The 17,818-nt window shown below is 62.6% G+C and carries 14 protein-coding genes; 11 read left to right on the plus strand and 3 right to left on the minus strand.

The annotated features are described in order from the left end of the window. The first annotated feature begins 327 nt into the window (after positions 1-327). Entirely contained in the window at positions 328-2,622 is a 2,295-nt protein-coding gene (locus F3H98_RS03100; protein ID WP_425294800.1) for a Tex family protein, read from the plus strand. Between the two features lie 8 nt (positions 2,623-2,630). Here the strand turns inward: F3H98_RS03100 and F3H98_RS03105 are convergent, their stop codons facing one another. After that, the gene (locus tag F3H98_RS03105) at positions 2,631-3,590 is read right to left on the minus strand and encodes a formylglycine-generating enzyme family protein (RefSeq protein WP_244621580.1); all 960 of its coding nucleotides are present in this window, start codon (positions 3,588-3,590) and stop codon (positions 2,631-2,633) included. Positions 3,591-4,113: 523 nt separating this feature from the next. Here F3H98_RS03105 and F3H98_RS03110 point away from each other — a divergent pair. The 6 genes from F3H98_RS03110 to F3H98_RS03135 are packed head-to-tail and all read left to right on the plus strand — an operon-like array spanning position 4,114 to position 10,709. Continuing rightward, positions 4,114-5,082, plus strand: coding sequence for an ABC transporter permease (locus F3H98_RS03110; protein WP_149758131.1), 969 nt, complete (start codon positions 4,114-4,116; stop codon positions 5,080-5,082). Positions 5,083-5,100: 18 nt separating this feature from the next. Continuing rightward, complete coding sequence (locus tag F3H98_RS03115; protein WP_149758133.1) at positions 5,101-6,051, plus strand: ABC transporter permease; 951 nt, start codon at positions 5,101-5,103, stop codon at positions 6,049-6,051. Between the two features lie 6 nt (positions 6,052-6,057). Further along, positions 6,058-7,251, plus strand: coding sequence for an amidohydrolase family protein (locus tag F3H98_RS03120; RefSeq protein WP_149758135.1), 1,194 nt, complete (start codon positions 6,058-6,060; stop codon positions 7,249-7,251). After that, complete coding sequence (locus F3H98_RS03125; protein WP_149758138.1) at positions 7,248-8,756, plus strand: amidohydrolase family protein; 1,509 nt, start codon at positions 7,248-7,250, stop codon at positions 8,754-8,756. Before F3H98_RS03120 ends, F3H98_RS03125 begins: the two co-directional genes overlap by 4 nt. Then, positions 8,749-9,732 (plus strand): ABC transporter ATP-binding protein, encoded by a 984-nt coding sequence (locus tag F3H98_RS03130; RefSeq protein ID WP_149758140.1) that lies wholly within the window; start codon positions 8,749-8,751, stop codon positions 9,730-9,732. The genes F3H98_RS03125 and F3H98_RS03130 overlap by 8 nt, the downstream gene beginning before the upstream one ends. Next, complete coding sequence (locus tag F3H98_RS03135; RefSeq protein WP_149758142.1) at positions 9,729-10,709, plus strand: ABC transporter ATP-binding protein; 981 nt, start codon at positions 9,729-9,731, stop codon at positions 10,707-10,709. The genes F3H98_RS03130 and F3H98_RS03135 overlap by 4 nt, the downstream gene beginning before the upstream one ends. 19 nt (positions 10,710-10,728) lie before the next feature. Here F3H98_RS03135 and F3H98_RS03140 read toward each other — a convergent pair whose 3' ends face one another. Beyond that, positions 10,729-11,406 (minus strand): GntR family transcriptional regulator, encoded by a 678-nt coding sequence (locus F3H98_RS03140; RefSeq protein ID WP_149758144.1) that lies wholly within the window; start codon positions 11,404-11,406, stop codon positions 10,729-10,731. 139 nt (positions 11,407-11,545) lie between these two features. On the opposite strand from F3H98_RS03140, the gene F3H98_RS03145 reads away from it, so the two are divergent. Together F3H98_RS03145 and F3H98_RS03150 are read left to right on the plus strand one after the other, a co-directional pair. Further along, positions 11,546-12,181 (plus strand): flavin reductase family protein, encoded by a 636-nt coding sequence (locus tag F3H98_RS03145; RefSeq protein WP_149758146.1) that lies wholly within the window; start codon positions 11,546-11,548, stop codon positions 12,179-12,181. Positions 12,182-12,184: 3 nt separating this feature from the next. Beyond that, the gene (locus F3H98_RS03150) at positions 12,185-12,946 is read left to right on the plus strand and encodes an aspartate/glutamate racemase family protein (protein WP_149758148.1); all 762 of its coding nucleotides are present in this window, start codon (positions 12,185-12,187) and stop codon (positions 12,944-12,946) included. Positions 12,947-12,954: 8 nt separating this feature from the next. Here the strand turns inward: F3H98_RS03150 and F3H98_RS03155 are convergent, their stop codons facing one another. Beyond that, the gene (locus tag F3H98_RS03155; protein WP_149758150.1) at positions 12,955-14,430 is read right to left on the minus strand and encodes an amidohydrolase family protein; all 1,476 of its coding nucleotides are present in this window, start codon (positions 14,428-14,430) and stop codon (positions 12,955-12,957) included. A gap of 189 nt (positions 14,431-14,619) precedes the next feature. On the opposite strand from F3H98_RS03155, the gene F3H98_RS03160 reads away from it, so the two are divergent. Then, positions 14,620-16,188 (plus strand): ABC transporter substrate-binding protein, encoded by a 1,569-nt coding sequence (locus F3H98_RS03160; RefSeq protein ID WP_149758152.1) that lies wholly within the window; start codon positions 14,620-14,622, stop codon positions 16,186-16,188. A 122-nt stretch (positions 16,189-16,310) separates the two neighbouring features. Further along, the gene (locus F3H98_RS03165) at positions 16,311-17,789 is read left to right on the plus strand and encodes an amidohydrolase family protein (RefSeq protein ID WP_425294802.1); all 1,479 of its coding nucleotides are present in this window, start codon (positions 16,311-16,313) and stop codon (positions 17,787-17,789) included. The last annotated feature ends 29 nt before the right edge of the window (positions 17,790-17,818 follow it).

A 17,818-nucleotide genomic window follows, 5' to 3' on the forward strand; every position in this document is an offset into this window, starting at 1 on the left:
TGATAACCCCCTAGAATTGCCTGAAAAACGATATTCTCACCGGGATGCCGATATGTCCAATCAAGTCAGTCGACGGCGCACAACCCGCTCGCTCTACTTAGATGGAACAGAGACCGGCCGCCCCTTTTTCTCCAACAGCCAACCGCAATCACCAGTTTCAGCGGGCGGCGAAGCGCACGGATGCGTCTATCGCATATCGCGCCGGCTCGCGTTTCGCCGTCCAAACACGCCCGAATCTATTGTGGAGACACGCCGATCGCCATATCTCGGCTACACTCCCCTCCCTATGGTCCACTTTTTTGCTTCGGGATGACAATGAAGACAGAGATGAAGATCGTAACCGCAATCGCTTCCGAGATCGGCGCCAGCCCGTCTCAGGTTTCGGCGGCGATCGGGCTGCTCGACGAAGGTGCGACCGTGCCGTTCGTGGCGCGCTACCGCAAGGAGGTTACCGGCGGTCTCGACGATACGCAGTTGCGCAATCTGGCCGAGCGGCTCGGTTATCTGCGCGAACTTGAGGCACGGCGTCAGGCGATCTGCGAAGAGATCATTAGCCAAGGCAAGATGACCGACGATCTGGCCGGAAAAATCGCCGGCGCCGCAACCAAGGCCGAACTCGAAGATCTCTACCTGCCATATCGGCCGAAGCGCCGCACCAAGGCCGAGATCGCCCGCGAGAGAGGTCTTGGACCTCTGGCGGAAGCCATTCTTGCCGACCGCTCGCTCGACCCGCATGGCGTTGCGCAAGCCTATGTGACGGGCGAGGTCGCTGATGCGAAAGCAGCGCTTGAAGGCGCGCGCGACATCATCGCCGAACAGATGGCGGAGAACGCCGAACTGCTGGGCAACCTGCGCACCTATATGAAGGAAAACGCCATCGTTACGTCAAAAGTGCTCGACGGCAAGGCGGAAGCCGGCGCGAAGTTCTCCGACTATTTCGCATATTCCGAAAAGTGGTCGACGGTTCCGAGCCACAGGGCGCTCGCCATCCTGAGAGGGCGCAACGAAGACATCCTGAGCGTCGCCATCGAGATCGACGCTGATGTCGCGTCGCCGAACAAGCCGGTGGAACGCAAGATTGCGGCCGCCTATCAGATCGGCTCCGGTCTGGCCGATGGCTGGCTGCGCGATGTCGCGGGCTGGACATGGCGGGTGAAACTGTCGCTGCAACTGTCGCTGGATCTGATGCGCGAACTGCGCGAACGGGCCGAGGAAGAGGCCATCCGCGTGTTCTCGCGCAATCTGAAGGATCTGCTTTTGGCCGCACCCGCCGGCACCCGCCCGACGCTCGGCCTCGATCCCGGCATCCGCACGGGGGTCAAGGTCGCGGCCATCGACCAGACCGGAAAGCTGCTTGAAACGGCCACGATCTATCCTTTCCAGCCGAAAAACGACATCCGTGGCGCGCAGGCCGAACTCGCGAGGCTCATCGCCTCCCACAAGATCGAGCTGATCGCTATTGGGAACGGCACGGCGAGCCGGGAAACCGAGAAGCTCGTCGCCGATCTTTTGGCCGACATGCCATCGCCAAGGCCGACCAAGGTCACGGTTTCAGAAGCCGGCGCTTCGGTCTATTCAGCCTCCGAAACAGCAGCGGCCGAATTTCCCAATCTCGACGTTTCGCTGCGCGGCGCCGTTTCTATCGCGCGCCGCCTGCAGGATCCGCTTGCCGAACTGGTCAAGGTCGAGCCGAAATCGATCGGCGTCGGCCAATACCAGCACGACGTGGACCAGTATCGCCTGGCGAAAGCGCTGGACGCCGTGGTCGAGGATGCCGTCAACGCGGTTGGCGTCGACCTGAACACGGCTTCCGTTCCCCTGCTCGTGCGGGTTTCGGGCCTTGGCCAGTCGACCGCAGAAGCCATCGTTTTGCGCCGCGACGCCGAGGGACCCTATGCCAGCCGCAGGGATCTGCTTTCGGTACCCCGGCTCGGCGCCCGCACGTTCGAGCAATGTGCCGGCTTCCTGCGCATCAGGGACGGCGCGGAGCCGCTCGATGCCTCGTCGATCCACCCGGAAGCCTATCCGGTCGCAAAGAAGATCGTCGCCGCATGCGGCCGCGACATCCGCGCCATCATGGGCGACGGCGCCATCCTGAAAACGCTTGACCCGAAGCGCTTCGTCGACGAGCGTTTCGGCCTGCCGACGGTGAAGGATATCCTGCTCGAATTCGAAAAGCCGGGACGGGATCCACGCCCGCACTTCAAGACGGCGACATTCGCCGACGGCGTCGACGACATCAAGGACCTGAAACCCGGCATGCTGCTTGAAGGCACGGTCACCAATGTGGCGGCGTTCGGCGCTTTCGTGGATATCGGCGTGCACCAGGACGGTCTGGTTCACGTCTCCCAGCTCGCGGATCGTTTCGTCAAGGACGCCCACGATGTGGTCAAGGCGGGAGATGTCGTGAAGGTGCGGGTGCTGGAGGTCGACGTGCCGCGCAAGCGCATCAGCCTTTCCATGCGCAGAGACGGGCAGGTTCCCGATCGGCCGAAGTCCATGGCCAAGCCGGCGGCGACCGGCGCCCACGCGCCCAAAAACAACGGCAAGCCTCCTCGCGGGGACCAGGCCGGGCAAGGATCCTTCGGCGCAGCGCTTTCCGAAGCGATGCGGCGGAGGTGACAGACGCGCTAGCGACCCTCCGCGTCTCCGCGAACGATGCAGCGGAATCCTAGATGCGAAATTGAGGTGTCTACCGGCTGCGCCATGCGTGCAGCCGGGCGATAGCGACGGCAGTAATTCGGCGCGCACAGATGCGAGCCGCCCTTGGTCACCTTGCGCGGGATTCTCACATCGGGTTGGCGCGGGTCATAGCTGCCATCGCGATCGCCGCCGCGCGGATTAGTGGCGGTACAGCAAGGGCTGTTGATCACGCCGTGCTCTTGGTACCAATCGGTCGTCCATTGCCAGACGTTGCCGGCCATGTCGTGGAGACCGTAGCCGTTGGCCGGAAACGAGCCGACCGGAGCCGTATATTCGAAACCATCGCCGAGCGTATTCTGGTGAGGAAAATCGCCTTGCCAGATGTTCGCCATGTGGTTGCCGCCCGGCGTAATTTCGTCTCCCCATACATATTCCGCCCCTTCGAGGCCTCCGCGCGCGGCGAACTCCCACTCGGCTTCCGTCGGCAACGCCTTGCCGATCCATTTCGCATAGGCCTCCACGTCCTCGTAGGCGACATGCACGACGGGATGGCTGCCGAGCCTCCTGATGGTGCTTGCCGGCCCGCGCGGATGGCGCCAGTCCGCACCGGGCACGTAGACCCACCAATTGTAGTGATTGCTGAGGTCAACGGGACCAGACGGCTTCTTGAACATGCACGAGGAAGGCGCCAGGAGTTCGGGCAGAGCACCGGGGTAATCGGCCGGATTGGCGGGACGCTCGGCAAGCGTGATGTAACCGGTTGCGGCCACGAAACGCTCGAAATGGTCATTGGTGACGGTGAACTTGTCCATCCAGAAGCCGTCGACCTTGACCCGATGGGCCGGCGCCTCTTCGGGATAGTGGCTGTCCGACCCCATCAGGAAGGTGCCGCCGGGTATCCAGACCATGCCTTCGCGGGCGATTTGCCCTGTCGCAGTTTCGCTCATCGGCAGAACCTCTTCATGGCGTCCATTGGAAGCCCTCCGACGATCAGGTCAAGCCCGAAAGCCGCCTCCCCGTCCGCGAGGTGATCGAAAGTGTTCTCCAGCCGTCGACGACGCACTTCAAGCTGATCGTTACCGAAAAGTACATAAATTGTCGACAATCGGGTTGACAACCCTGAACGCTTTCCGGTACCAGAACAACAGCCCGCTATGAATCATTGGGAGAGATGCCGGCGCGTCCTCGCGAATCCCGATGACAGTCGTGCCGGGCCGTGCCGATTGGACAAAGCGTCCGGTCGCAACCGGCGGCAAGAAACGAAGCATGCAAACTGGCTGGAACGAGATCTCCCAGTAAAGGAGACAAAGCCGTCACATGGGAGGAACGAGATATGCGCAACAAAACAATGCTCTGAAGAGCTCTTCGCGCTCTGCTGGATGGCAGCGGCGGCGCCGCCTGTTTGACGATCTGCCGCCATAGCGGACACACCGAGCCGGTAAGGCTCTGTCCAAATTGACGAGGCTTCACATGCTGGTCTTCATCATAAGCCGCATCGGCAACGCGATCATGGTCATGCTTGCCGTGGCCATGATCGCGTTTCTCATCTTTCGCCTTGCGGGCGATCCGGTCGAGTTGATGGCCAGCGAGCAGATGACCCAGGAGGATCGCGACAATCTGCGCGAACGGCTGGGCCTTAACGACAGCACCGCAACGCAGTTCGTCCGGTTTGTCGCAGATGCCGCGCGAGGCGATTTTGGAATTTCCTATCGCAACGGCCAGGACGTGCTGAAGCTCATTGGGGAACGTTTCCCGGCGACGCTTGAGCTGGTGCTTGTCGCAACGCTGATCTCGCTTGTCGCAGGCATACCTCTTGGCGTTCTGACCGCGATAAAACGCGGAAAATGGTACACGGAGGCGCTGCAATTCATCTCAATTGTCGGCGTATCGCTGCCAAGTTTCGTCGTCGGCATCCTGCTTATCCTCGTGTTTTCAGTGATCCTGGGATGGTTCCCATCCTTCGGCCGCGGCGAAGTGGTGCAGATCGGCTGGTGGTCGACCGGACTGCTTACGCCATCAGGCCGCGCCGCGCTCATCCTGCCCGCAGTGGCGCTTTCGCTCTACCAGATAACGCTCATCCTGCGGCTCGTGCGTGCCGAGATGCTCGAAGTGCTGCGGTCGGATTTCGTGAAATTCGCAAGGGCGAGAGGCATCCCCCGGTGGCGGATTTACTTCCGTCATGCGCTCAGGAACTGCCTGATGCCGGTGGTGACGATGACGGCCATGAACGTCGGCTCGCTGATCGCCTTTGCCCTGATTACCGAGACCGTTTTCCAGTGGCCGGGAATGGGCATGCTCTTCATCCAGGCGGTCACTTTCCTCGATATACCGGTGATGGCCGCCTATCTCTGCATCATCTCCTTCATCTTCGTCGCGCTCAACACGCTGGTCGACATCACCTATGCGGTGATCGATCCGCGGTTGCGCGACGCACGCTGACCGCCGGAGGGCAAGTCGATGACGACCGACACTTCAAAACCCGGCGCAGCACCGCGTCCCGGCATGATGCAGCGCTGGCGCGACAGCGATATCTGGTGGTCGTTCACGCACAGCAAGTCCGCGATGTTCGCGGCAGCACTCCTTGCCGTGCTGATCCTGACGGCCGTTTTCGCGCCTCTGTTCGCGCCCCAGAACCCTTACGATTCCGCGCAGCTCGACATGTGGAAGGCGGAGCTGCCCCCGCTGTGGCAGGAAGGTGGCGAATGGCCCTATCTGCTCGGCACCGACACACAGGGCCGCGACATGCTTTCGGCGATCCTCTACGGCACCCGAATCTCGATCGTGATCGGCCTAACCTCGGTTGCCCTGTCGCTGCTGATCGGAATGACGGCTGGCCTGGTGGCCGGCTTCTTCGGCGGCTTTGTCGACAACATCCTGATGCGTATCGGCGATATCACACTGTCGATTCCGACCATCCTGATCGCGATCCTCGTCTCGACCGTGGTGCGCCAGATGCTTCCGGCCGACTTGCGCGAGATCGGCGCTGCGGCCGTCCTGGTGTTTGCGATCGCCTTGTCCTCCTGGGTTCAATATGCACGCACCGTGCGCGCGCAGGCCATTGTCGAGCGCAACAAGGAGTATGTTCAGGCTGCCAGACTGCTGAAGGTGCCTGCCCGCCGCATCCTGGCGCACCACATCCTGCCCAACACGCTGACGCCGGTGCTGGTCGCCGCCACGCTGAATTTCGGCATGGCGATCCTGACGGAGGCGACGCTGTCATTTCTCGGTATCGGCATGCCGCCCGGACAGCCTTCATTGGGGACGCTGATCCGCATCGGCAACCAGTTCCTGTTCTCGGGCTCGTGGTGGATCGTCCTCTTTCCCGTCGTCCAGCTCTGCCTGCTTGTTGTCGTCGTCAATGTGCTGGGTGACTGGCTGCGCGACGTGCTCAATCCGAAGCTGAGGTAAATGCGAATGACCAATCTGTTGCTCCGCAACGTCCGGCCCTACGGGGGCGCCAACAGCGACCTGCTGATCCGCGATGGCCGGATTGACGGGGTCGGCCGCTTCGAACCGGCTCCCGACATGCCTGTCGAGGATGGCGGTGGAGCGATCGCTATCCCCGGCCTCATCGACGCGCACACCCATCTCGACAAGACGACCTGGGGCATGCCCTGGCACGAAAACAACCGGCGCGCGGTGCTGCGCGAGCGCATCGACTTCGAACGCGAGAACCGGATCGCCATCGGCATCGATCCGCACCGCCAGTCGATGCGCCACGCGATCGGCCTTGCCGCGCACGGCGCCACTCATATCCGCAGCCATGTCGATATCGACCCGGTTCATGGCCTCTCCATTGTCGACGGCGTCATGGAAACCCGCGAAAAGCTGAAGGGGGTCATCGATATCGAGATCGTCGCCTTCCCGCAGTCAGGTGTCATGGTGATGCCCGGCACGGCGGAACTGCTGGACGAGGCGCTGCGCCAAGGCTGCGAGGTCCTGGGCGGCATCGACCCCTGCGGCATTGACCGCGATCCCAAGGGTCAGCTCGACATCCTTTTCGCGCTGGCGGTGAAGCACCAGAAGCCGATCGACATCCACCTGCATGAGGCGGGCGATCTTGGCGCCTTCACCATGGAGCTCATGTTCGAGCGCATTCGCGCCAATGGCATGCAGGGCAAGGTGGCGATCAGCCACGCATTTGCGCTCGGCATGAACGACTATCTCAGGGTCGGCCAGCTTATAGAGCAGATCGCGGAACTCGACGTGGCAATCCTGACCACGGGAGCGCCATCGGCGACAGTGCCATCGATCATGCGCCTCAAACAGGCCGGCGTGCGCGTCGGCGCAGGATGTGACGGCATCCGCGATACCTGGGGCCCCTGGGGACAACCCGACATGCTCGACCGCGCCAAGGTCGTCGGCATGAAGAACGGCCTGCGGTCCGACCACGAACTGGAACACGTGCTCAACATCGTCTCGCAGGGCGGCGCAGACGTCATGCGTATCGAGGGCTACGGCCTTGCCGAAGGCTGCAACGCCGATCTCACGCTGCTCGCGGGCGAAACGCTTGCTCATGCGGTCGTCGAGGTGGCGCCGCGCCCGCTGGTCGTCAAGGGCGGCCGCGTCATCGCGCGCGGCGGCCAGGCCGTGGTGGACATGCCATGACGCGGCCCACCACACGCCAGTTGCTTGACGCGCTCGAACTCGGCAAGCGTCCCCAAGGGCGGACGTTGATCTCGGCCGCCTGGGTACTCGGACATCGAGACGGCGGGCATCGACTTGTCCGCAATGGCGAGATCGTCATCGATGGCGGCGAGGTGATCTTTGTCGGCAACGATTTCCCTGGCGAAGTGGCCCGCCGGCTCGACTTCGGCAATGCGCTTGTCAGCCCCGGCTTCATCGACCTTGATGCACTGTCTGATCTCGACACGACGATCCTGGGTATCGATCACCATCCCGGCTGGGCCAAGGGCCGGGTCTGGCCGCGATCTTATGTCGAGGCCGGTCCCTACGAGATGTATTCGCAGGAAGAACTGTCGTTCCAGAAGCGCTTCGCTTTCGGCCAGCTCTTGTTAAACGGCATCACGACGGCCGCGCCCATCGCCTCGCTGTTTTACCGTGAGTGGGGCGAAACGGTTGCCGAATTCGACGCCGCGGCCGAGGCTGCCGGTGAACTGGGCCTGCGGGTCTATCTCAGCCCGGCCTATCGCGCCGGCGGCATGGTCCTTGATGCGCCCGGCCAGATGTCGCCGATTTTCAACGAGGAGCATGGCCTGAAAGGCCTGCACGATGCCGTCGACTACATCGGAAGACAGACCGGCCGCTTCAACGATCTGGTGCGCGGTCTGCTGGTCCCGGATCGCGTCGAGACCTGCACGGCGGAGCTTTTGCGCCAGACCCAGGCCGCCGCGGGCGAACTCGGCTGCAAGATCCGCCTTCATATGGCGCAGGGCGCGATGGAAGTCGAAACAGTGCGCAAGCTGCACGGCTCTACTGCCCCTGCCTGGCTGGCGCGCCTGGGCCTGCTCAACGATCGGCTGATCGCACCGCACGCAACCAACGCCACCGACGAAGACCTCGAACTCTACGCTGCCAATGGCGTCTCGATCGTGCACTGCCCGTTGGTCTCCGCGCGCGGGGGCAGCACGCTGAACTCGTTCTCGAGATGCCGGGAGCGCGGGATCAACATCGCGATGGGAACGGACACCGCGCCCGCCGACATGATGATGAACCTGCTGGTCGGCCTGATTGCCTGCCGCATCAACGATCGCGCTCCGGACCGCGTCCGCTGCGCCGACCTGTTCGACGCCGCGACGCTCGGCGGCGCCAAGTCGCTCGGCCGTGACGACCTGGGCCGGCTCGCACCGGGCGCGCGTGCCGATATCGCGGTATTCGGCCTCGATGACGCAGTGATGGCGCCATCGATCGACCCAATTACCACATTGGTGACCGGCGGTTCGGGCAAGGTTACGCAGGCAGTCTTCGTAGACGGACGCTTGTCGATGCGTTTCGGCGAGGTCGCCGGCATCGACATGAAGACCGCACGGCAGCGCGCGCAACAGCAGTTCGACGGCCTTATCGCAAAATATCCCGAGCGGAGTTGGGGCCATCCGTCCGTTTCCGAAATCTTTCCGCCGAGCTATCCGATCGAGGTCAATACCAATGGTTGAAGCCGAGCAAGCGGTACTTGAGGTTCGTGGCCTCAAAGTTGAATTCCCTGGCCGCCGTGGTGTCGCCACGGCGCTCTCCGACGTGAGCCTGGCGATCCGGCCCGGCGAGATTCTCGGGGTCGTAGGCGAGTCCGGCGCCGGCAAATCGATGACCGGGCTAGCGATCCAGGGCCTACTAGAGCGGCCAGGACGCATCGCCGAGGGCGAGATCTGGCTTGGCGATCGCCGCATCGACACCCTGGACGACCGCGAAATGGAGAAGATCCGCGGTCGCGAGATCGGCGCCATCTTCCAGGACCCGCTGACTTCGCTCAATCCGCTTTTCACAGTCGGCGCGCAGCTGACGGAAACCATCCGGCAGCATCTCGGCATGGGCAAGGCCGAGGCTCGGGCGCGAGCGGTCTCCCTTCTGAAGGATGTCGGCATCCCCTCCCCCGAGGAACGCATCAATCAGTACCCGCATCAGTTTTCCGGTGGCATGCGACAACGGGTGGTCATCGCGCTGGCGCTTGCCGCCTCACCGAAGCTCATCATCGCCGACGAACCGACCACCGCCCTCGACGTCTCGATTCAGGCCCAGATTACGTCGCTGCTGCGCCGTCTCTGCAAGGAAAAGCGGACAGCGGTGATGCTGGTCACGCACGACATGGGCGTCATCGCCGAAACGGCCGACAGGATCGCCGTAATGTACGCTGGCCGCCTCGTCGAGATCGGGCCGGTCGAACAGGTGCTGCACGCTCCCATGCACCCCTACACACGCGGGCTGATGGCTTCAATTCCGGCGCTTGGCGCACGCGTCGAGCGCCTGAACCAGATCGATGGATCGATGCCGCGGCTCGATGCCGTCCCGTCCGGCTGCGCTTTCAATCCGCGCTGCAAGGAGGCCGGACCGCGCTGTCGGCGCGAACGGCCAAGCCTGCTCTCGGCGGGCGCAGGCGCCAGCGCGTGCTGGTTGAATGCAGGAGGAACAGCATGAACGTCATCACTGCACAAAAGGCGCCGGCGCTGCGGGTCGAGCGGCTCGCCAAGACATTCGACGTTTCGGCGCCGTGGCTCAATCGCGTGGTCGAGCGCAAACCCCGGCAGTTTCTGCACGCTGTCAACGACATCAGCTTCGACGTCCCGATGAGTGGATGCCTGAGCCTTGTCGGTGAAAGCGGCTGCGGCAAGTCCACCGTCGCCCGCCTGGTGACAGGGCTCTACAAACCGAATAGCGGCGAGATGCGCTTCGCACCCGGTCAGGACGGCAATCCGCTATCCGCTCAAATGATTTTCCAGGACCCTTACGCTTCGCTCAATCCGCGCTGGCGCGTTAAGAATATCATCGCCGAGCCGCTGCGTGAGCTGAAGCTGCGCAAAACCGCCGCCGAGATCACCGAGCGTGTGGTGGAACTGCTGAAAACCGTGGGCCTGTCAGCATCGGATGGCGAAAAGTTCCCGCACGAATTCTCTGGCGGACAGCGGCAGCGCATCTCGATTGCACGCGCATTGGCAAGCGAACCTCAGTTCCTGGTCTGCGATGAGCCGACCTCCGCGCTGGACGTTTCGGTCCAGGCTCAGGTGCTCAATCTGATGCGGCGCCTGCAGGACGAATTCGGCCTGACCTATCTGTTCATCAGCCATGACATGAGCGTGGTGCGGCACATGTCCGACCGCATCGCGGTGATGTACCTCGGCCGCATCGTCGAGGAGGGCGAGACGGAGGCGCTGTTCGCCAGACCGCGTCACCCATACACTCAACTGCTGCTCCAGACGATCCCGAACATCGAGCATCCGCACAGGGATCGCGTCGTCGCCGCTGGCGAGGTTCCGAGCCCGCTCAATCCGCCGTCAGGCTGTCCGTTCCATCCGAGATGCCCGATTGCAACCGCGCGCTGCTCGGCCGAAATTCCCGAGGTGCGCACGCTTTCAACCGGAACGCGCGTCGCATGCCATCTTGCGGAGGAGGCATGACGATGCCTCCGTCGTTCACCTATGCAAGCGCGGCGCGCAGGTCGTGCGACATGTCCCGCACTTCCCTCAGGTCGAGCTCCGATTCCACATGCTCGAGATGATGCTCCATCAGCGCCAGCGCCGTCTTGAGGTTGCCAGCTGCGATATGGTCGACGATCTCGGCGTGTTCGTCCGGGCCGCAGTTGAAGCGCGCGGTGTTGCGATAGACTGCGGTGATCAGCGAGGTCCGCGAGATCAGGTCGCGCATCATGCCGAACAGGAAGTCGGAACCCGAAATCTCCGCAAGCAGAAGATGGAATCCGCCGGACAGCTTGATGATGTCGGTTGTCATGTCGTTGGCGTTGGCGGTTCGCTCCCGGTCGACATGGCTGCGCAAGCGCGCCACGTCGGCTTTCGTGATCGAGGTTCCGATGCGGGCGACGACGCAACTCTCCACGGAACGGCGAATGGAGAAAACGTCACGGGCCTCGTCCACCGAAGGCTGACACACGAAAGCGCCCCGGTTGGGGATGATCGTCACCAGGCCCTCGCGTTCAAGCGCCGCCAGAGCCTGCCGGACACGCGCGCGGCTGACGTCGAAAATCGCGGCCATCTGGCCTTCCTTGAGCTGAACGCCCGGACGCAGCCTGCGCTCGGCAATAGAAAGCCATACTTTTTCAACGATCTGCTGTATCGAGACACTCGCCTGGTCGCTCATGAATCTTCTTCCCTGCTGCTTGGTCGACATTCGCCAAGGATGACAAAAAGTCAACATTTGCAGGTTTTATGTGGTATATTTTGTAGACAATTTCAATAATAATTGTATGCAAAAAATGCAGATACGGTGAGAGGCGACCATGGAATTCGATTTTAGGCAGATGGAGGCGGACGGCCGGTACCGCCTGTTGACCAATTTCGTTGGTCCTCGGCCCATCGCGCTGGTGACAACGCGCTCGGCAACCGGGCGTGGCAACGCGGCGCCAATGAGCTTTTTCAACGTTTTCTCGCACGAACCGCCGATCGTCGTGCTCGGCATACAACCGCGCTTGTCGGGAGAAGACAAGGACACCATGGTCAACATTCGCCGCACCGGAGAATTCGCGGTGAACATGGTCGACATGGCGTTGTCGCAGCAGATGCTTGTCTGTGGCCTGGCGTTTGAGAGTGATGTCGATGAGCTTGAGATGGCCGATCTTCCCACCGCCCGCTGCACGCAGATCGATGTCGACTATGTAGCCAGTTCACCGTGCGCCTTCGAGTGCCGGGTGGAGCGAATGATCGAATATCCGCGCCGCGTCCTGGTGCTTGGCGAGGTTGTTCACATGCATGTCCACCGCGATTGCCTCGATGCGGCTGGGCGCTACGTGAACCCCGATGTCTACCAGCCGATCGCCCGGCTTCACGCCGACAACTACATCACTTCGGATCGCCAGTTCGTGCTCAAGGCCCCGGCGATGACAGACGTTCTCAAGGCATCCAAACAGGTGGACTAAAAAGTGCATATTCGCCTGATCAATCCCAATTCGACAGCCTCGATGACCACCCAGGCGCTGGAGAGCGCCCTCAGGGTCGCCAGCGCCGGAACACGCGTCACTGCAGTCAATCCGGTTGGAACGCCGGTCAGCATCGAGGGCTCCACCGACGAAGCAATGGCCGTGCCGGCGATGCTGTCGGAGATCCGCGCTGGCGAGGCGCAGGGCATCGACGCCTATGTGATCGCCTGCTTCGACGATCCCGGCCTGCATGCGGCCCGTGAAGTCGCGAGGGTGCCGGTGATCGGCATCTGCCAGGCAGCCGTCCAGGTGGCGATGACCATCAGCCGCCGTTTTTCAGTTGTCACCACGCTTCCGCGGTCGGTTCCCATCATCGAGGACATGGTCCAGGCCTATGGAGCGGGACATCATTGCCGCACCGTGCGCGCCATCAATCTGCCGGTTCTTGGACTGGAAGAAGATCCAGTAACGGCGGAGCGTTTGCTGCTCGACGAGATCGAGCGCGCCAAGATCGAGGATCGTGCCGAGGCGATCGTTTTGGGTTGTGCCGGCATGTCGAGCCTGTGCGAGCGCCTGTCGGAAGCGACCGGCGTTCCAGTCATCGACGGTGTAACCGCTGCCCTCAAGATAGCCGAAGCGCTGGTGGGCGCCGGTTACTCGACCTCGAAGGTCAACGGCTACGACTATCCGCGGGAGAAAGGCGTCTTCGACGGTGCGGTCGCGCTGCCGCGTGTCGGGGCCGCTCGTGCGGCCCTTGCCGAGTAATCGCTGCGCTACGCCTCCGGTGGGCGGGGCGGCACGACCGGTTCGCGGAAAGTCCGGCTGAGTTGACCCCAGCCGGGGTCGTGCATATGCGCCCGCAGGCCCGCCCGTTCGGCCATGGCCTGCGCTTCCCGCTCGCCGAGATCAAGTGCCTGCTCGACATCGGTTGTTAGCACCTCACCCCCCTCCATCAGGATCCTGCCGTCGACGATGACGGTGTCGACGTCGCTGCCGAGGACCTGCTGAACCAGCCGGTGGACCACCATCCAGTTGGGCGTCAGGTGGGGCTGGCGCATGTTGATGATGGCAACGTCAGCCTTCTTGCCGATTTCCAGCGAACCGATCTCGTGATCCATGCCGAGGGCCTTTGCGGCGTCGATGGTGATCATCTCGAACACCTTGCCGGGTGGCAGCAGGTAACGGTCGTGATTGTTCAGGAGATGCTGCGTGAACTGCGCCAGGCGGGCGATCTGGAACATGTCGAAGTGACGGCTGGGCGAGACGCCGTCCGAGGTGATCGCCACCGGCACGCCTTTCGACATCATGTCCAGGATAGGCGTCGCGCGTCCGGGTGGCGCATGGGTAACATGCGTGCCGGTCTCGGCCAGGATATCGACCTCCTCGTGAGAGATTCCCCAGCAGTGCTGAAGGTGCACGTCCGGGCCAAGGAGCGCATTCTCCTTGTCCTGGAAGGCCATGCGGATCTGGCCCGCGAAAGCGTCGGAATGGATGCGCACGCCCCATTTGCGGGCGGTTTCACGCACCCGCCTCGCCTGCATGCGGTCGTTGTCGCTCAGCCTGACTGCCTGATCGGGCGTCGATGCGTTCGAGGGGTCGAGTGACGGAGCGATCGTGAAGGGCGTGAGGAACACGCTGATGCGCCCATCGGCGCTTCCGTTGATTGCCTGGATCGTCGCCTCGGCGCCTTCGATCATCTCTTCGAAAGTGACGTCACGGCGCACGGGCGCGCCGCTCTCCCATCGCGTGACCGGATGCGGCCAGGGCAAGCCCGCCGGGCCGACGCAGATGATTTCCCGCAGGCCGATCTCCCCATAGGCCTTTGCATGATTGATCGCGAAAACCGGGTCGTCGCTGCGCGGCATGGACGAAATGATGCTGACGCCGGTGGTAACGCCGGCGCGCAGGCGCTCAAGGCCGCCCACCAGCCCATCCGCGTACCAGTAGTCGCGCGTGGCATAGTGATAGTAGGTCGGCGTCACGATCCGCATCCACATGGCATTCGTGTCGGCGGCGATGCTGCGGATCAGCGCGTGGCCGGCGTGACCATGCGCGTCGATGAGGCCGGGAATGATGAGCTTGCCGCGGCAATCGACGATCTTCTTGCCCTGATGCCGGGGTTCGAGTTCGCTGGCTGAGCCAATGTCGACAATCCTGTCGCCCGATATAGCGATCGCGCCGTCCTCGATGATGCGCCGGCCGGGATCGACGGTCACGATGGTTCCATGGACAAGCAGCAGTTCGTTCACGCGGTTTCCCTCATTCGTGCCAAAATCATCAATGTTCTTCGGACTTTGCCCAAAGTGCCGGGCAAGTGGACGTTTATCCAGAAGACAGTTTGCTATCGATGCGCGCCATTTCAGTCAACAATATTGTTGACAATCCTAGTTAATCATCGCAATGATGATACCGACGAACGATAGGACCTGGGAGGTAACATGTCTCGTTTGAAGAAAATCATCCTTGGCGCGGTGGCGGCAATCGCCCTCGCCGCACCGGCAACTGCGGAAACCCTGCGTTGGGGCGGCCGCGCCGACATCTACTCACTCGACCCGGACTCGATCGCATCGACGTTCAACCTGTCGTTCCTCAATCATATCTATGAGGGGCTGGTCCGCTACGACGCGAACTTCAAGATCGAGCCGGCGCTGGCGACCGAGTGGAAGCTGATCGACAACAAGGTCTGGCGCTTCACCCTGCGCAAGGGCGTGAAATTCCACGACGGTGCGGACTTCACAGCCGACGACGTGATCGCCTCACTCACCCGCGTCACCGATCCGGACTCGCCGCTGCGCGGCAACATACCGCTCTATGTGAGCAGCAAGAAGGTGGACGACTATACGGTAGACATTGAAGTGTCGGCGCCGACCTCGCTGTTCCTCAATGACATGACGAACATCTTCATGTTCAGCGCGAAATGGCTGAAGGACAACAACACCGAAAAGCCGACCGCCGTCGACACGAAGACGGAGGGCTACGCGACGCACAACACCAACGGCACCGGCCCGTTCAAGCTGGAGAGCCGCGTGGCGGACAGCAAGACGGTGCTGATCGTCAACGACAGCTGGTGGGACGAGAAGAAGCACAATCTCGACCGTATCGAGTACATGCCGATCGCCTCTCCGGCGACGCGCGTCGCGGCGCTGCTGTCAGGCGAGGTCGACCTCGTCGACTCCGCGCCGATCCAGGACCTTTCCCGTCTCGAAAGCTCGCCGGGCCTCTCGGTCATGAAGCGCACCGAGTTCCGGACGGTCTTCCTAGGCTTCAACCGCAAGGAGAAGCTGGAAGACGGACGTCCGAATCCGTTCAACGACGTGCGCGTGCGTCAGGCCGTCGAAGCGGCGATCGACCGCGACCTGATCAACAAGAAAGTGATGCGCGGACTGGCCCGTCCGTCCGGCTCGCTGATTGCCCCCGAAATCTCGGGTTACGCCAAGTCGCTCGACACCTTCAGCCCAGCCGATCCGGAGCGTGCCAAGAAGCTGCTCGCCGATGCCGGCCAGGAAGGGCTCCAGTTCACCTACATGTGCTCCAACGACGAGAGCATCAGCGAGGAGGACTTCTGCGCCGGTATCGCAAACATGCTGAAGCGCGGTGGTTTCGATCCGTCGATCGATATCGCGCCGCGCGCCATCCAGTCGCCCAAGCGTACAAACGGCAAGGCCGACATGTTCAACCTGAGCTGGGCAAACGAGCCGACGCTCGACGCGTATTCCATCCTGGCGCAGGTGCTCTCCACCAAGACGGGTAAGGTCGGCGTGTCGAACTATGGCGGATGGTCCTATCCGGAGCTGGACAAGCTGGTCGAGCAGTCGGTGCAAGAGCCTGATATCGCCAAGCGTCTTCAGCTCGAGGAAGCGGCCCTCAAGATCGCCAAGGATGACACGATCTTGATCCCGCTCCATCAGCAGCCGATTGCCTGGGCCATGCTGGACAAGGTCAAGAGCGTCGACTTCCGCTCCGACAACAAGCCACGCCACTGGCTGACGCAGATGGCCGGCGACTGAGACGATCCGGCAGGATCGCACCCTCCCAACCTCGGGGCGTTTCATCATCCGATGAAACGCCCTTCTTTTGATTGCTTCACTAAGACTGCGATGAGCAGGCCACGGACATTATGAAGAGTCCAATGAACCTCCCTATGGACCTGGCTCTGGGCAAGCGGCCGGCGGGCCGTACGTTGATGACCGCCGAATGGCTGCTCGCCCATCGCGACGGCGGCCATTGCCTCGTGCCGCGCGGCGAACTGGTCATCGAGAACGGCGACGTCATTTTCGCCGGAACCCGCTTTGACGGAGAGGTCGCCCGCCGGATCGATTTCGGCAGCGCGCTGATCAGCCCCGGGCTGGTCGACCTCGACGCCCTCTCGGATATCGATACCTACGTCCTGGTCACGGATAATCAGCCGGGATGGGCCAAGGGCCGCATCTGGCCGCGCTCCTATGTCGAGCGCGGGCCGTACGAGATGTACAGCCCGGAGGAACTTGCCTTTCAGAAGCGCTTCGCCTTCGGGTTGCTGCTGCTCAATGGCATCACGACGGCTGCACCTATCGCATCGCTCTATTATCGGCAATGGAGTGAGACGGTTGCCGAATTCGACGCCGCCGCCGACGCAGCCGGTGATCTCGGCTTGCGCGTTTTCTTAAGTCCAGCCTTTCGCTCGGGCGGCATGGTGCTGGAAGCGCCCGGCAGGATGACCCCCGTTTTCGACGAAGAGCGCGGGCTCGACGGGCTGGCCGACGCGATCGCTTTCATCGAGCGCCAGCAAGGCCGCCATGGCGGTCTCGTCAACGGCATGCTCGCTCCCGACAGGGTCGAGACCTGCACGCTCGGCCTGCTGCGCCGGACGATGGCCGCCGCCGACGATCTCGACTGCCGGGTGCGGTTACATATGGCGCAAGGCCCTTCGGAACTGGAGACCATGCGCACGCTGCACGGTGCGACCGGGCCGCAATGGATGGCAGATCACGGGCTGCTCAGCGAACGGCTGATAGCTCCGCACGCCACCTACGCTTCTCCCGGCGACCTGCAGCTCTACGCGGACCATGGCGTCTCCATCGCGCATTCGCCGCTGGTGTCGGCGCGCATGGGAAGCATCCTGAATTCGTTTGCAGTCTGCCGCGAGCTTGGCATCAACATCGGCATGGCCACCGACACCGCGCCACCGGACATGCTGATGAACCTGCTGATGGGCCTCGTCGCCTGCCGTATCAGCGAAAAGGCTCCGGATGCCGTGTTCAGCGCCAACCTGTTCGACGCCGCAACGCTGGGCGGAGCGAAGGCCCTCGGCCGCACCGATATCGGGCGGCTTGCTCCTGGAGTGAAGGCAGACATCGCGGTGTTCCGTCTCGACGATCCGCATATGACCCCGACCGTCGATCCCATCACCACGCTGGTGCTGGGCGGCTCGGGCAAGGTCACGCAGGCCGTTTTCGTCGACGGGCGGCTGTCGATGCTGGACGGGAAACTCGCGGGTTTCGACATCCATGCTGCGCGCCAGAGGGCGCAACGCCAATTCGAGGGGCTCGTCGCCAAGTATCCCGACAGGAGTTGGCAACATCCGCCGGTATCCGAGCTTTTTCCCCCGAGCTACCCCATCCTGATTTGACCGGCGAGAAACCCGCCCTCGCCGCGCGA

The organism is Neomesorhizobium albiziae (assembly GCF_900114255.1).
Lineage (GTDB): Bacteria > Pseudomonadota > Alphaproteobacteria > Rhizobiales > Rhizobiaceae > Neomesorhizobium > Neomesorhizobium albiziae.

Excerpts from the sequence above, each read along its gene's own strand:
- F3H98_RS03100 (WP_425294800.1), top strand. The coding sequence starts at position 328 with ATGAAGATCGTAACCGCAATCGCTTCCGAGATCGGCGCCAGCCCGTCT.
- F3H98_RS03105 (WP_244621580.1), bottom strand. The coding sequence starts at position 3,590 with ATGAGCGAAACTGCGACAGGGCAAATCGCCCGCGAAGGCATGGTCTGG.
- F3H98_RS03110 (WP_149758131.1), top strand. The coding sequence starts at position 4,114 with ATGCTGGTCTTCATCATAAGCCGCATCGGCAACGCGATCATGGTCATG.
- F3H98_RS03115 (WP_149758133.1), top strand. The coding sequence starts at position 5,101 with ATGACGACCGACACTTCAAAACCCGGCGCAGCACCGCGTCCCGGCATG.
- F3H98_RS03120 (WP_149758135.1), top strand. The coding sequence starts at position 6,058 with ATGACCAATCTGTTGCTCCGCAACGTCCGGCCCTACGGGGGCGCCAAC.
- F3H98_RS03125 (WP_149758138.1), top strand. The coding sequence starts at position 7,248 with ATGACGCGGCCCACCACACGCCAGTTGCTTGACGCGCTCGAACTCGGC.
- F3H98_RS03130 (WP_149758140.1), top strand. The coding sequence starts at position 8,749 with ATGGTTGAAGCCGAGCAAGCGGTACTTGAGGTTCGTGGCCTCAAAGTT.
- F3H98_RS03135 (WP_149758142.1), top strand. The coding sequence starts at position 9,729 with ATGAACGTCATCACTGCACAAAAGGCGCCGGCGCTGCGGGTCGAGCGG.
- F3H98_RS03140 (WP_149758144.1), bottom strand. The coding sequence starts at position 11,406 with ATGAGCGACCAGGCGAGTGTCTCGATACAGCAGATCGTTGAAAAAGTA.
- F3H98_RS03145 (WP_149758146.1), top strand. The coding sequence starts at position 11,546 with ATGGAATTCGATTTTAGGCAGATGGAGGCGGACGGCCGGTACCGCCTG.
- F3H98_RS03160 (WP_149758152.1), top strand. The coding sequence starts at position 14,620 with ATGTCTCGTTTGAAGAAAATCATCCTTGGCGCGGTGGCGGCAATCGCC.
- F3H98_RS03165 (WP_425294802.1), top strand. The coding sequence starts at position 16,311 with ATGAACCTCCCTATGGACCTGGCTCTGGGCAAGCGGCCGGCGGGCCGT.